Raw genomic sequence first — 15,219 nt, forward strand, 5'->3', positions numbered from 1 at the left:
TCGATCAAGGCGTATCAGGCCGCTCATGCGCCGAAGAGTACTGGCGGATCTGGAGCGGGCTCACCTAACGGGGGAAGCTCAGATGGTGGCCAGGTGGGGAAGGCAGGTGCTTCCCCCGCCACACCTGCATCGCCCAAGGCAAATTTGCTGGGCGGGATACTGAACGTAGCTCAGAAGGCGCTGAGTATCATCGGTACGGTTCCCGTATTGGGAACGCCTGCCCGGATAGTGAGCAGCAAGCTCACCTCCATTCGCCGCGACGTTGCCAAGGGAGGGCCAACCCGTGCCTTGAAGTACGCGGCAGCAGGGTTATCCATGTTGGCTGGCGTGCCATCAGGAGGCTGGGCTGTGCTGGGCGGAAGGAATCTGGCGCGGGAAGCCGCAGCCTTTAACCGCCGGGTAGCCGCTTATAAAAAGAACGGCGTCGGACAACGCTACGCCGCTGCTTACAGAGGCAAAGTATGGACGGCAGCCCGCAACGTCGCCAGTTCCAGATCATTAGGGGAGCTAGCGAAAAGTCTAGCCCATAATATGGACAAGCTGAACACGGAGTATCACAAAATTCCGCTTGAAGTAAGAGCGGGCTGGAAGCCCAAGAATATAGAACAGCCTCCAAGGCAACCTTGGGGAAAGATGAGTGTGCAGGAAAGGATAGAGCCTACTGAAGAAGATAAAAAGAAGTGGGGGATTCGTGGAACGTATGTTTATATAACAGTTAATGAAGACTACAGACCTGATATACCTGAAGGAAGTTATTGGGCAGCAGATCGAGTGGTGCGCACAGCAAATGGCGATCCTGATATTAAATATTATGAGGATTGGAAAAAAAGTTATCCTGGCGACTTTTTGATTTTATCGAATAAAGAAGGTATATCTCAAGAAGAGCAAAAGTGGATGTCATTATCTAACATGACGGAAGGTCCTTTTGTATTTGATGGACGAGGAGGAGGACGTGGCCCAAGTGCAGAAGAATTTAAACAGTTTTTCTCACAGTCGAGCAAGAAACAAATAACCGAGGAAATAATTTCCGATAGTGTCCCATTGAAACAGCAATCGAAAAATATAATCGAACAAGAAGTTAAACTTGGGACTAAGGGGACGGGGAAAGATAAGACGTTCGTTGACCAAATGGATACAGAAGAAGCTGCCCGCTATAAAAGATATTGGGAACAGGACTATAAAGATATATCTAAAGGCCAGATGAATACAAGACAAAGACAGTACACAGCACCTGGTACTAGGAGTATTACTGATCAAAAAATTAATGGCAAGACAGGTGAGTTATATGATAGGGAAACAATATACGATCAGTATGGTCGAAGAATAGGTAACAATGATTACACAGATCATGGGAGGCCTGATGTTCCAACACATACGAATCCTCATCATCATGCAAATCCATGGTATAATCCCAACCAACATGGACCAGGGACACCTGGTCTACATCCTGAAACGCCGAGGTGGTAAAAATTTTAGCTATAGCACATTATTTATTTGCTGCTTCTTTAAGCGGATATTATAGTAAAGAAGACTGGCAAAATTGGGCGGATATACAGATTCTGAAAGAAGAAAAACCAGAAGAGTGGATTTTTGCTGTTTCGTTGGCGAGTGATCTAGATGCTTTAAGTAAAGCATTAAGTGAGCAGTTAATTACTGAGTCCCATACCATTAGAAATACTTCTCTTTTTAGTGATGCTGTCATAGGATTTCTATATCTTAAATTTTTATCCAAACAAATTTCTATGCGTGAGTTACTATTAATGTCAGGAGATGAAGCAGATGGTGGAGAGGGATCTTCAGTATCCTGTGAAGAGTTTTATATGATTTTAAATGAATTGGAGAATAAAAAGTCACTGGAGAAAGACCGCATATTTATTAAGAAAATATCACATTTATATGAAAGTTTTGAAAATATAGCACGTAATCAAATTGAAGTTCTAAAAAATTACTAACAGTTATACACGTTGGTTAGTTTTAAAAAAGTTTAGAGGTATCTCCGAATTAGAAGTCTTAAGCCCCTAACGGCAAAAAAAGGACGTTCTCGCGTCCAGAAATTGCCTTAGGGGCTGTTTTCGTATCAGACTGATATCAGGGCTGGTCTTAAAGCGAGTTTGGGGAATACCCCCGATTAAATACAGGCTAGCGGAAGAAGTTTTATTATTAAACTAGAAAAATGGTTATTAAAACATAACATAGAAAATAGCGATAAACAGTTATGAAGGTTATCAGTTTGGTTTATCTAGTGAGGGTTTTGGACAATTGATCAAGGATTTACCGAAATGGGACCCGATGTGTGCCAAATGAAGGGTCATACATTGGATTCTCCAGTGGGCAAACAGGTAAAGTCAAGGTGGTGGGACCTGACTCGGTTACCTGGCGATAAGGCTGCGATTATTCAAAAATAAGGGAGATTTGTTGGATGGAGAAAATATCTATAGAAAAACTTATGGATCTATATGTAGATACGATTGATAAGTGTGGAACATATCTGCTAAGCCAGGATGATATGGTAATCGGGTATAATATCTTTGAGGAATTTGATACAGGGGTTACTTCTTTTTTACACGCTTATATCTTGCAACGACTAAACGATGCTGGACTAATTAGTGATGAGATGATGAATGGAATATAGACGCAGTTAGAAGTTCACCTAAATGGAGGAAAGTACTTGAACTAGCTGACGAAATCAAGGGTTGCTTGGCGGCTGAATAAATAGCCTCACCTGGGTCTGTTAAGAATTCAACCAACCAAACACTTTAAAACTTGACAAGCACACTTGATAAACTTTCAATGAAGGAACTGAATGAAATGGCAAAGCGTGAACAGGTAATAGCAGAAAAGATGAACGAACAACAGAGCTAGAGCCTGTACCGGAAACGCCGCTGATGTCAATTCAGGCTTATCGGGCTACTTATGCGCCCAAAAGTGCTGGCGGATCTGGAATGGGTTCACCTACGGGGGGAGCTCAGGCGGGGGTCAGACGAAGAGGGTAAGTGCTTCCCCGGCCAGACTGCATTGCCGAAGGCAAAACTTCTGAGCGGGATACTGAATGTAGCACAGAAGGCGCTGAGTATCATCGGCACAGTCCCCATGTTGGGAACGCCCGCCCGAAGGTGAACAGCAAGCTTACCTCCATTCGCCGTGACGTCGCCAAGGGAGGGCCAATCTGTGCCTTGAGGGGATGCGGCTGCAGGTTTATCCATGCTGGCAGACGTGCCATCAGGAGGCTGGGCCGTGCTGGACGGAAGGAATCTGGCGCGGGAAGCCGCAGCCTTTAACCGCCGGGTAAATTACAAATAAGCAATAAGAAGCCTCTGAAGCATTGCCGATTTTAAGTCGGTAATGACTTCAGAGGCCATATGTTTTCAAGCATTATAACACGTGTCCGGGCTTCTTGAGAGCTAAAGTCGGGTCATTTCCCGAGCCACATATTTTCCATCTGTTCAAGTGATCTCCCCTTGGTTTCGGGAACCTTGCGCCATATAAAGAATACGACGAACAACGAGATGGCTCCGAATGTCCAGAAGGTATTGGACGGACCGGCTGAACTCAGCAGGGGAGGGAATGCCTGGGATACCAGATAATCACCGGCCCACAATGCCATCGAAGCGATGGCGACCGCTTTGCCGCGAACGCGGTTCGGAAAGATCTCCGAGATCATAACCCATACGATCGGCCCAAGCGATATAGCGTAGGCGGCCACGTAGATCAATATCATGATGAGCACGAGTGGCCCGGTGGTTAAACCCATTTTGAATGCGGCTCCGATAATGATCAAACAGAGGGTCATCAACGAGGTGCCGATCATCAGCAGGACTTTTCGCCCCGCTTTGTCGATCAGCCATACGGATACGATGGTGAACAACACATTGATCAACCCGATCCAGATGGTCTGGGTCAAAGAGGCGTCCGTACCAAGTCCCATTCCTTTAAAGATAACCGGCGCGTAATACAAAATGGCATTGATGCCGGTAATATGCTGCATAATGGCAAGCATGACACCGATAAAGAGAGCGACCCGAATACCGGGAGCGAACACTTGTTTAAGTGAGTCGCTCTCATCTTTGAACGATTCCTTGATATCAAGCACTTCCTGCTTAGCGGCTTCTTCACCGTGAATTTTCAGCAGAATCGGCAGCGCTTCATAAGGCCGATTCTGTTTAATTAGCCATCTCGGGCTTTCGGGTATGAAGAGCATCAAGAGCATAAAGATCAGTCCCGGAACGGCTCCCACTCCGAACATCCAGCGCCAGGCCGTTGAGACACCCCAGGCTTCATCCCCCATGCCGACAATCCACGAATTCTGAAAATAAACCAGAAAAATGCCCGTTACAATCGCCAACTGATTTAAAGCAACCAAACGGCCACGGTATTTGGCGGGAGCGATCTCCGCATTGTACACCGGACAAATGGTGGAAGTGATTCCTATGCCGACGCCGCCGATCATGCGAAAGATCACATACCCGGTGAACGTATCTTGAAGCGCAGAGCAGATCGAGCCGACGACGAATAAAAATCCGGCGGCCAGCAATACCTTTTTTCTGCCGATCCTTTCACTCATGTAGCCGGAGAGAGCCGCTCCTGTGACACTCCCGACAATCAGACTCGACACCGCCCAACCAACCTGAAATTCGCTCAGCGAAAAACGCTGCTGTAGGAATTCGACTGCTCCCGAAACAACCGCGATATCAAAACCGAACAGGATGCCTCCAAGCGCAGCTACGATGGATACCAGCGTCACAAAAAGCATATTGGGTTTTTCCGATTGAAGCGCTTTCTGTTGAGCGCTTTCATTATTGATGATTACTGCCATATGATCATCTCCCCTCCAGGTTCCTGGAACCTCATTCCATTCTTCGAGGAGAAGTATAACACGCGCTTATAAAAGAAAGGCCGGTTATCGTCTTCAATAAACGGACCTTTTCATGCACGATTTTGGCTTCGATTTTCCGAATTGGAGACGGAGGGGCTAAACCTAGCATTACCTTGTCATTCGAGCTTAAAAAAATCCATGTGGGTGGTCGGCATGGATGAATCTCTACTATTTTTGGCCTTTGAACTCAGTGGGAGGAACGCCCGTTATCTTCTTAAAGACGCGGCTAAAATAGTTCGGGTCCTTATAACCCACTTCAAAGCTGATTTCTTTAAGAGCAAGGTTGCCAGCCTTAATCAGAGAAATGGCTTTATCAATCCGCAGCCGGGTTACGAAGTCGATGAACGTTTCTCCGTATTCCTGTTTGAAAATTTTGCTGAAATAGTGAGGATTCAAATGGACGAAATCAGCTACTTCTTCCAGCGAAAGATCATCATTGAATCGTTCCTCGATATACATTTTCGCCCTGCCCAGCATAGTCAGTGTTTGAACCTCCCGCTGTTCGCGTATCCGTTGCAGTGCTGACATGACGTACGTCTGCTGAAGCATTCCTTTCTCCGCTTTAACGGCAAGTAAACCAGCGTTTCCGGCCTCTGACGACTTCAGTTCGTCAAAGTGGCAGTAACCCCCATCCCGCTTGCGTAGGGTGGAGGCAAAAACGGCTTCGAAATAGGACTTGCGAAGTCCTTCCTCACCGCTATGCAGCGATCCGATTCCAATGGCCGTCTTTATGCCAAGTTGCTGCCGGGCAAGCTCGGAAAGCTGCTGGACAAGGGATTTAACCAGCTGCCGCCAGCTGTTTTCGTCGGTGGCAGGCGGCTTTCGTAAAAAAGTGGCTACATGGTGGTCGATCAAGGAGCTTACAATGGAATTCGGGCCATGCGTTTTTACATAGCTTCGGAAATGGTCGTAAATTTTCTTTTTATCCTGCTCGTCCGTATATCCGTCAAAGGCGGCAATGATGGCGCTTCCCTGGTCAAGAGGAAAGTCCAGCCATTCCGACAACTGTGAAGCGCTCGAATCCACTGTCTGGTCAACCATCAGCATTAAAGCCAGCTCATTTTCTGCGAGCGGCATCAACTGCGAGATTTTGTGTCTAAGCTCTAATTCTTCCGTACGTGCCCGCTTCTCACGCTCAATTTCTTCAATCAGTTGTTTCAGTGTACCGATGACTAGTTCCCGCTTCGCCGGCTTCAGAATATATTCTTTTACGCCCAAAGAGAGCGCCTCCCGGGCATAGGCAAAATAATCATAGGCGGTGACGAGCACGAATCGGGTATCGGGAAGCCGCTCCTTCAATTCACGAAGCGCTTCAAGCCCGTCGATTCCGGGCATATTGATATCCAGAATGGCAATATGGGGACGGTGCTCTTCCGCGCATTCGATCGCCATGCGGCCGTTGCCGGCATGAATAAACCGGAATATCCCCGGCATCGCCCGTTCCACTGTCAATTCCAGTCCTTCCCTCTCCAAAGCCTCGTCATCCGCGATCAACAACCGATACATCAGTCCGCTCACTCTCCTTCTTGACAGGAATTCGTATTGTTATGGCAGTACCTTGTCCGGTATTGCTGCTGATTTCAACCATTCCTTCCTTTCCGTAGAACAACTGCAGCCGCTTAAACACGTTTTGCATTCCAAGTCCAGTTGAACTGCCGCTTTCGGCTCCACCTTCAAGACGGAGCACGGACAGTCGGGTTTCCTCCGCCATGCCCTTTCCGTTGTCCGAAATTTCAATTTGCACATCCTCGTTCGCTCTCGACAGCGTCAACGCGATAATGGCTCCGGTTTCCATATCTGCCACACCGTGAAGAAAAGCGTTTTCAATGAACGGCTGGATCGTCAGGGCCGGAATTTGCTGCTGAAGTACGGAAGCGTCAAAATGAAGATCAAAGCGAATTCTGTCCCGGAAGCGTGCCTGCTGGATTGTTACGTATTCACGGATATGATCCAGTTCCTCCTGGAGAGTTACGGGTTTGTCCAGCTTTTGCAGGCTGTACCGCAGCAGATTGGACAGCGAAACAATCAGGTCGCTGGTCTTCTCCGCCCCTTCCAGGATCGCCAGCTTGGAGAGCACATTTAAGGTATTGAACAAAAAGTGCGGGTTCATTTGATTTTGCAGGGCCAGAAGCTCCAGTTCCTTCACAAGCCGCCGCATTTCCAGACTCTGTTTATCCTTCTCGATGAGGATGCTCAAATCGGCGGACATCTGCGAAATGGCGTCCGACAGTACGCCTAGCTCGTCATCCCGTCGTAGTTGGGGCTCGATATTCAGATCGCCTGTGGCGATTTGCTTCGCCAGTGCGACAAGTCTGCCGACAGGGCCGGTAATGCTGCGCGAGACCCAGATTGCAAGCAAAACCCCCATCAGCGCGTTCATGCCGAACAACGCCACTCCCAATCCGTTCATTCGCTCATTCTTGTTCCGGATGTTCTCGATGATCGGCCGATAATAAGCCAGTTCAGCATCAATCAGTCGCTGTCCCTCCTCGTGGATATAGCTGACGGTTTTCTCCGCTTCAATATAATGTTCAAAAGCCGATTGAGGGTCTTGTGCATTTGCGCCCAGAACTGCGGCTTGTTTCTGTTCAAGAAATGTGGCCAACAGATTCACGTAGTCCTCCTCGGCGAAAGAAGGGGCGGCCGAGTCGGAGACTTCCTGAATTCTGCTCTTCAACTGCATCAATTGGCGTTCTGTCGGGCCCTGCACAGCCTTATCGTCTCTCGGATTAAGCAGATAGGCGTATAGGAGCTTTAAGTTGCTCTCTGCCGATTCGGAGGTTTGCTCGATGAGCAGAATTCGGCCAAGCATTTCATCGTAGCTCTGTTGTACGACCTTTCCGCTTTGGAATACAAAATAAGCGATGATATTGGCGAATACAACTAAGAGGGGGATGAACAGAAGCAGCTTCTTTCTGATCGTCATCGTCCATCATCTCCGGCCATGTTGTCGGGAGTGTCCGCATGCACTTCATATACCCTGGTGTATGTTAATTCCTGGAGATCATTCCCCTTTAAATAATCTTTCAGCAGTTTTATGGCCGTAGCCCCCATTTCCACGGGCTGCTGAACAAGGGTCAGTTTGATTTTGCTATCTCTGATGGCTTCCAACGTATCGGCCATATCGTCAAAAGCGAAAATCTGCAAACTTCGCGCTCCGCTCCGTTCGGAGGCTTCCAGAATGCCAGGGCCGTCCAGCGCACTGAATCCGACCATGTAGCGGATCTGCGGATACCGGATGAGCATGTTCTGAGCTTGCTGGGCTGCCTGAAGCCGCGAAATGTCCGAGGAGCGAATCTCCACAATGCGGAGCTTGGGATAGCGGCTGATCACGGAACGAAACCCGGCAAGCCTGAGCCGCTGGTTCTCGACGCGCTCGTTGCTGATCATAACTCCAATGTCGCCACGCTCTCTGGAGGCTTTTGCCAACAGCACGCCCATCCGCTTCCCTGCTCCTTCGTTATCCGTTCCGACGTAAGCCAGTCTTTGGGAGTCCGGCTCATCCGTATCAATCGTGATGACGGGTATGCCAAGTCCGGCCGCTTTGTTGATTAATCGGCGATACTCCGGATCATTTATCCCTTGAACCAGAATTGCATCCGCCTTGGCGGCGATCGCTTTATCCAGCAGTTTGATCTGCTCGGACGGATTAATGCGGTCCGGCCCGATATAATCGAGCCGCATACCGTACTGTTCCGCTTCCTTTCGGGCTCCTTGTTCGATTGATCGCCAGTAATAATTGTCCAACTCCTGTGATATCAATACCACTTTTGTATCGGAAGCTCCGCCTTTTGTTGAAACCGTTTTCAATTGCTCTGCAAATTGGTGAATTTGAAGAGAAGACAGAGTGAACTGAAACAGCAGCCAGGCAAATGGCAGGAAGACGGGGATAAGGATAAATGTCCATTTACGGTTTGACATGTCTTGCTCCTTTGGGAATATTTACAGACTCAACTCATTATACAGCAACAAAACAACCGCAGCTATCGTCAGCACACGCGCGGTCATTGAGGAGGAATTCCATATTGTAATCATTCCTGAACATTCCCAAATGCTGAATCAACTTTTGAGTAAAACGGGAATTAAAAGAAGGTACATAGCTTTTTTTCGATATGAAAGTTAGGATTTTTGACACCTAAACACGAATCTGGTCATGATTTTGATAACGCTTTCCACAGGCAGATTGCTACAATGGCGGTATATTACAATTCTTATACCGGAGGTTGATTGCCGTGTCATTTAAAGTAGCTTTTATTGGAGCGGGAAGCATAGGTTTTACCCGTGGAATTTTGCGAGACCTGTTGGCAGTGCCTCAATTTAACGAAATTGAAGTGGCTTTTACGGACATAAGCCAGCACAATCTGGATATGGTCACTGAGCTGTGTCAGCGGGATATTCGGGAGAACGGTTTGTCCATACAAATACAGTCCTCTACGGATCGAAAGATGGCTTTAAAGGATGCCAAATACGTTATTTGTACGATCCGGGTCGGTGGTCTGGAAGGCTTTGCGACTGATGTGGATATACCGCTGAAATATGGCGTGGATCAATGCGTAGGAGATACGCTGTGTGCAGGAGGGATCATGTACGGACAGCGCGGGATCGCTGAAATGCTGGACATTTGCAAGGATATCCGTGAGCTGAGTGCACCGGATGTGCTGCTGCTGAACTACTCGAATCCGATGGCGATGATGACCTGGGCCTGTAACAAGTACGGCGGCGTGCGTACGATTGGTCTATGTCACGGTGTTCAGCACGGTCATCATCAAATTGCCGAGGTGTACGGCCTGGAGAAGCAGGATGTGGACATTGTATGCGCCGGAATCAATCACCAGACATGGTATATTCAGGCATCCCATAAAGGGAAGGATCTGACGGCAGGACTGCTGGAGGCTTTTGAAAAGCATCCCGAATATAGCCGCACCGAAAAGGTACGAATCGACATGCTTCGCCGTTTTGGCTATTACAGCACAGAATCAAACGGTCATTTAAGTGAGTATGTTCCTTGGTACCGAAAGCGTCCGGATGAAATTCTAGACTGGATTGATCTGGGCAGCTGGATCAACGGAGAAACAGGTGGCTATCTGCGCGTATGTACGGAAGGACGCAACTGGTTCGAGACAGATTTTCCAAACTGGATGAAAGAAGATCCATTAGTGTATACGGCGGATAATCGTGGTGAGGAGCACGGCTCGTACATTATCGAAGGGCTGGAAACCGGGCGTGTATACCGGGGGCATTTTAATGTCGTCAATAACGGAGTAATCTCCAATCTGCCGGACGATGCGATCATTGAAGCACCGGGATACGTGGATCGGAACGGTATTTCCATGCCACATGTCGGGGAGCTTCCGCTCGGTCCTGCGGCCGTCTGCAATGTAAGTATTTCCGTCCAGCGTTTGGCTGTCGAAGCGGCTGTGCATGGGGATGATAAGCTGCTGCGCCAGGCGTTTATGATGGACCCGCTGGTGGGTGCGGTTTGTAACCCGAAAGAGATTTGGCAGATGGTTGATGAAATGCTGGTAGCGCAGGAAGCATGGCTTCCACAATACAAAGCAGCGATTGCCGAGGCGCGTCAGCGTCTGGCTGCAGGTGATCTAATCCCAACCCGTCCTTATGAGGGAGCGGCCAGGCTTAAGGTCAAGACGATTGAGGAAATGCAACTGGACCGTGAGGCGGCCAACAAAAATGCGGGCGAATCCGACAAAGGCAAGGAACGTGAAAAGGCGCAGCCAAGCCAAGCTTAGCAGCTTGGTATCATCGCATTAGCGTTCACTGCGTGTACGTAGATCAGGATTTTGCAAAATCCTCACATGCATGATGAATGACCGTGAGGCTGTCCAACGATAACTACACAACAGGAAAGGGTATTTTCATGGCTATGAGGCCTGAAAATACCCTTTTATTGTTGATAGATTTAACCATTTGGCATGGATCGCAGTCCAAGATTTATAATGTCGATTTTAGCTGACGGAAATTAAAGAATGCACCCTAATTTTTAGGAATCTGCTCCTTTTTTGTCGAACTCGAATCTTGGAAAAGCTTGTAACATCAGGGATAATTCATCATACGAGGGACTCGGCGATTAGTAACGGGGAGACGGAAAGAACTGGAAGTGTGGCAATCCAATGCCTAATTTATAATCTAGACCTTAATTTATTCAATTTACAGCAGATTTCAGGGTTACTATAATCTAACATAGGAGGTGACAAAAAGGGGATAATACGAAAATTCGGGCGCGAGGAAACACAGAATGCGCTTACCTTTGCGGCTATGCACGCTACTTTTTTTGAGGAAAGAGGGTGCAATCACGCAAAATCATGTAACAATCAGGTGACGACATAGGATGAGTAAACAAAATTTAAGAAAGATAGGTGAAATAATTGAAAACAAAGCAAGTGCTTCGTAAAGGCATGAAGTATGCTTTTGCGTTATCACTCGTCGCAGGTAGTTTTTTACCAGGTACAGGATTGACAGGAAAAATAAATGCAGAATCCCATGTGGACAACCCTTATATCGGGGCAACAAAATATATTAGTCCTGATTACGCCGCTTTCGTCGATTCGTCAATTGCCAAGGTTACCGATGCTAATCTGAAAGCGAAAATGCAAACTGTCAAAACGTTCCCGACATCCGTATGGCTCGATCGCATCGCTGCCATTAAAGGGACGCCAGGCAATCTTGGTCTGGAAGAGCATCTGGATCAAGTATTGGCCCAAAAGAAAGGCGACACGCCGATTACGGCAGAGTTTATTATATATGATCTGCCCGGACGGGATTGTCATGCCTTGGCTTCCAATGGTGAGCTTCCGCTGACCCAGGCAGGTCTGGAAACGTACAAAAAGGATTATGTCGACAAGATTGCTGAGATCCTTGCCAACCCCAAATATAAGGACATTCGTATCGTAACGATCATTGAACCGGACAGTTTACCGAACCTGGTAACCAATATGAGCGATCCAAAATGTGCTCAAGCCAAATCCACCGGTATCTATGAAACCGGTATTCAGTACACAATCAACAAACTGAACGAAATTCCTAACGTATACAAATACGTAGATATCGGTCACTCCGGCTGGCTCGGTTGGGATAACAACCGTTCAGCAACAGTTTCTCTGTATACCAACGTTTTCAGAAACACATCTAAAGGATTGTCCAGCGTAGACGGCTTTATCACCAATACAGCCAACACTACGCCGCTGGTTGAGCCTAATCTGCCTGATTCCAACCTGAATATTAACGGACAGCCGATCAAGTCTTCCAAGTATTACGAATGGAACCCTTACTTCGATGAGCTGCATTTCACAGAAGGTCTGCACAGAGATTTTGTAAATGCAGGCTGGCCAAGTTCTCTCGGTATGCTGATTGATACCGGCCGTAACGGCTGGGGTGGACCGAACCGTCCAACTAAAGCTACAGGTAACGATATCAATTCGTACGTGAACTCAGGCCGTGTGGACAGACGCGACCATCGCGGTAACTGGTGTAACAACAGTGGCGCAGGTATGGGGACACCTCCTCAAACCGCTCCGGCTTCCCATGTCGATGCATATGTATGGGCGAAGCCTCCGGGTGCTTCCGACGGCTCCAGCTCGCTCATTCCGAACGATGAGGGCAAAGGCTTTGACCGGATGTGTGATCCTACTTACACAACCAGTGACGGCGTATTGACAGGCGCATTGCCAAATGCTCCGATTTCCGGTGCTTGGTTCCATGATCAGTTCGTTATGCTCGTGAACAATGCATATCCAGCAATCAAAGCTGCTGATGGTAGCGTAGACCCAGCACCTACGCCAACACCTACACCAACCCCAGAAGCTCCGGCAGTACCGGCAGACTTACAGGGAAAATTGGGTGTGAAGCTGACTTGGGCTGCTTCCACTGGTGCCCAAAGCTACACAGTGAAGCGTGCTACCAGTGAGGAAGGTCCTTTTACAACGATTGCGTCACGTGTAACAGGTACAGAATACACGGATACAGATTTGACGAATGGAACGACTTACTATTATGTAATAAGTGCTACGAATGCAAATGGTTCAAGCAAGGATTCGGCTGTAGTGAAAGTGACTGTTGGATCGAAGGCTACTACACCAACAAATCCTACAGATCCAACACCAACACCAGATCCAACCCCTACACCAGAACCAACACCAGATCCGACTCCAACTCCAACAGAACCTGCAGGTGACCTGGCTGTTCTGTACCGGGCTGGAGATACCGATCCAACGAATAATGCAATTAAACCATTTTTTAACGTAAAAAATAACGGAACAACTCCTGTGAAGCTGAGTGATCTGAAAATCCGCTACTACTTCACTAAAGAGGGTAACCAAGACATGCAGTCTGCAGTGGACTGGGCACAAATAGGTAATGATAACGTGCTGCGTACCTTTACAGACAAATATATTGAAATTGGTTTCAGTCCTGCTGCCGGCACGCTTGCTGCTGGAGCACAAACAGGTGAAATTCAAGTCCGTATTAACAAAAACGACTGGTCTAATCACGATGAATCCAATGACTACTCGTTCGATCCAACCAAAACCTCTTATACAGAATGGAACAAAGTAACGTTGTTCCAAAATGATGAGCTGGTATGGGGAATCGAGCCTTAAGATTGAGACAGAAGATGTGCGCTTAAACAATAGAAGAAACCCTGAAGGAAAAGCTACGGCACAAACTGCCGTAGCTTTTTTGATCGTCTTCAGCTAAAGAACCTCATGATCAAGGGGATAAGTATTCAAATTGTGTATAATGAAAAAAAAGAATGCTGTTCTACTGTGGGGGTCATCATGAGTAAAAAGTTAATTTTAGATGTAGATACGGGGATCGACGACGCACTTGCCATTGCATACGCTGTCCATTCTCCGGAATTGGAACTGCTCGGCATTACAACCACCTTTGGCAATATCTCGGTGGAGGAGGCAACACGCAACTCACTGATCCTGCTGGAAAAGCTGGGTGTAGAGGCTCCGGTCGTGTCCGGCGCTCACAAGCCGTATGCCCGTGAGCTGTTCAAGCCGTATTCCCGTCATATTCATGGTGAAGACGGGATTGGCAACCAGCTCAAAGAAGCGCCGTCACACCAGGCCGCGCCTGGGGATGCGGCTGATTTTATAATTGGACAGGCTTGTCGCTATGAGGGCAAGCTTACCCTGGTAGCTGTGGGACCGCTGACCAATCTTGCGATTGCACTGGATCGCTGCCCCGAATTGCCAAAATTGCTTGACCGCCTGATCATTATGGGCGGAGCGGTTACAGTACGAGGGAATGTAACCGAGGCCGCTGAAGCGAATATTTACGCTGATCCGGAAGCCGCAGCCTATGTGCTGGGAGCGGGTTTCCCGCTTACACTCGTCGGGCTGGACGTGACCATGCAGACGCTGCTTCCCCAGCATGATGTAGACAAGTGGCGTGAGCAAGGAACCGAGCTGGGCAAGTTTATGGCAGATATGACGGACTTTTATATGGAAGCCTATCGCAATTTCAGACCTGGTATTGCAGGCTGTGCTTTGCATGATCCATTGGCCGTTGGACTAGCCATAGATTCCAGTTTTGTGCAGACGCGCCCGATGCGTATTGCTGTTGAGGTGGGGGATTCCCCTGAAGTCGGTCGCACCCGTGAGGTGCAAAACGAGCACGAAGCTCAGGCGCTGTCCTCTGTCGATGTAGCACTTGAGGTCGATGCAGAGCGATTTTTGCGTCATTTTCTTAGCCGGGTGGTATAAACAAATATAGCTCTGACAGGGATTGCCATTTTGTCGAGGAAAGGAAACTGCTTTTCCGTGATGAGTCATGAGCTTCGTACACCAATGAACGGCATTATTGGCATGGCAGGGCTGCTTGCCGACACCGAGTTGGATGAGGAACAGCGGAGCAACATAGATATCATTACCAGCAGTAGCTCGGTTTTAATGCAGATCCTCAATGCTGCACGAGCCTTTTGAGCTTGAGCATGTGATGGGAGTGTGGCAGACCTATTTCCTAGGCAGGCTATGGAAAAGGGCGTTCTATTGGACTGGCACGTGGATGAGGAACTGCCGGGGGTCCTTGTTGGCGACCATGTGCGTATCCGGCAGGTGCTGGTGAAGTTGGTGTGGATAGTGAAGATGCCCAGGGATCGACGTTCCGGTTTCAGCTGGATCTCATGCTGCCGGAAGAGGAAGCGCTGGCGAATGTGAGCCGTGATGAGCCTTATGAGTCGAAGGAATGTTAAAAAAAATAGCCGTGATGCATCATGCATTACGGCTATTTTTTGTAATAAATAACCAAACAAATGATTGACAAACTGTCCTAACTGTACTATTAATGATAATACAGTTAGGACAGTTTGAAATATGCAGATACAT

General features: G+C 48.0%; 10 protein-coding genes and 1 pseudogene. 7 read left to right on the forward strand and 4 right to left on the reverse strand.

What is annotated here, in order from left to right; all coding sequences use genetic code 11:
* The 3 genes and pseudogenes from WG8_RS05240 to WG8_RS05250 all read left to right on the forward strand — a co-directional run.
* Nucleotides 1-1,467: pseudogene (locus WG8_RS05240) on the forward strand (hypothetical protein); the annotation flags it as partial.
* Nucleotides 1,461-1,952 carry a hypothetical protein gene (locus WG8_RS05245; RefSeq protein WP_043890806.1) on the forward strand — a complete coding sequence of 164 codons (492 nt, stop codon included), beginning with the start codon at nt 1,461-1,463 and terminating at the stop codon, nt 1,950-1,952. The pseudogene WG8_RS05240 and the gene WG8_RS05245, both read left to right, overlap by 7 nt.
* Nucleotides 1,953-2,419: 467 nt before the next feature.
* On the forward strand, nt 2,420-2,632 hold the full coding sequence (locus tag WG8_RS05250; protein ID WP_007429067.1) for a hypothetical protein: 213 nt from the start codon (nt 2,420-2,422) through the stop codon (nt 2,630-2,632).
* A 780-nt stretch (nt 2,633-3,412) separates the two neighbouring features.
* Here the strand turns inward: WG8_RS05250 and WG8_RS05255 are convergent.
* From WG8_RS05255 to WG8_RS05270, 4 genes are all read right to left on the reverse strand, one after another.
* Entirely contained in the window at nt 3,413-4,813 is a 1,401-nt protein-coding gene (locus tag WG8_RS05255; RefSeq protein ID WP_007429069.1) for a sugar porter family MFS transporter, read from the reverse strand.
* Nucleotides 4,814-5,041: 228 nt separating this feature from the next.
* Nucleotides 5,042-6,379: an AraC family transcriptional regulator gene (locus tag WG8_RS05260; protein ID WP_007429070.1), complete on the reverse strand. Its 1,338-nt coding sequence runs from the start codon at nt 6,377-6,379 to the stop codon at nt 5,042-5,044.
* Nucleotides 6,354-7,799: a sensor histidine kinase gene (locus tag WG8_RS05265; protein WP_007429071.1), complete on the reverse strand. Its 1,446-nt coding sequence runs from the start codon at nt 7,797-7,799 to the stop codon at nt 6,354-6,356. Before WG8_RS05265 ends, WG8_RS05260 begins: the two co-directional genes overlap by 26 nt.
* The gene (locus WG8_RS05270) at nt 7,796-8,794 is read right to left on the reverse strand and encodes a substrate-binding domain-containing protein (RefSeq protein ID WP_007429072.1); all 999 of its coding nucleotides are present in this window, start codon (nt 8,792-8,794) and stop codon (nt 7,796-7,798) included. The genes WG8_RS05265 and WG8_RS05270 overlap by 4 nt, the downstream gene beginning before the upstream one ends.
* A gap of 311 nt (nt 8,795-9,105) precedes the next feature.
* On the opposite strand from WG8_RS05270, the gene WG8_RS05280 reads away from it, so the two are divergent.
* From WG8_RS05280 to WG8_RS28025, 4 genes are all read left to right on the forward strand, one after another.
* Nucleotides 9,106-10,620: an alpha-glucosidase/alpha-galactosidase gene (locus tag WG8_RS05280; protein ID WP_007429073.1), complete on the forward strand. Its 1,515-nt coding sequence runs from the start codon at nt 9,106-9,108 to the stop codon at nt 10,618-10,620.
* A 666-nt stretch (nt 10,621-11,286) separates the two neighbouring features.
* Nucleotides 11,287-13,485, forward strand: coding sequence for a glycoside hydrolase family 6 protein (locus WG8_RS05285; protein ID WP_043890825.1), 2,199 nt, complete (start codon nt 11,287-11,289; stop codon nt 13,483-13,485).
* A gap of 177 nt (nt 13,486-13,662) precedes the next feature.
* Nucleotides 13,663-14,598 (forward strand): nucleoside hydrolase, encoded by a 936-nt coding sequence (locus WG8_RS05290; RefSeq protein ID WP_007429075.1) that lies wholly within the window; start codon nt 13,663-13,665, stop codon nt 14,596-14,598.
* Between the two features lie 60 nt (nt 14,599-14,658).
* Complete coding sequence (locus WG8_RS28025; protein WP_232289055.1) at nt 14,659-14,817, forward strand: histidine kinase dimerization/phospho-acceptor domain-containing protein; 159 nt, start codon at nt 14,659-14,661, stop codon at nt 14,815-14,817.
* Nucleotides 14,818-15,219 lie beyond the last annotated feature (402 nt).

The organism is Paenibacillus sp. Aloe-11, assembly GCF_000245715.1.
Lineage (GTDB): Bacteria > Bacillota > Bacilli > Paenibacillales > Paenibacillaceae > Paenibacillus > Paenibacillus kribbensis.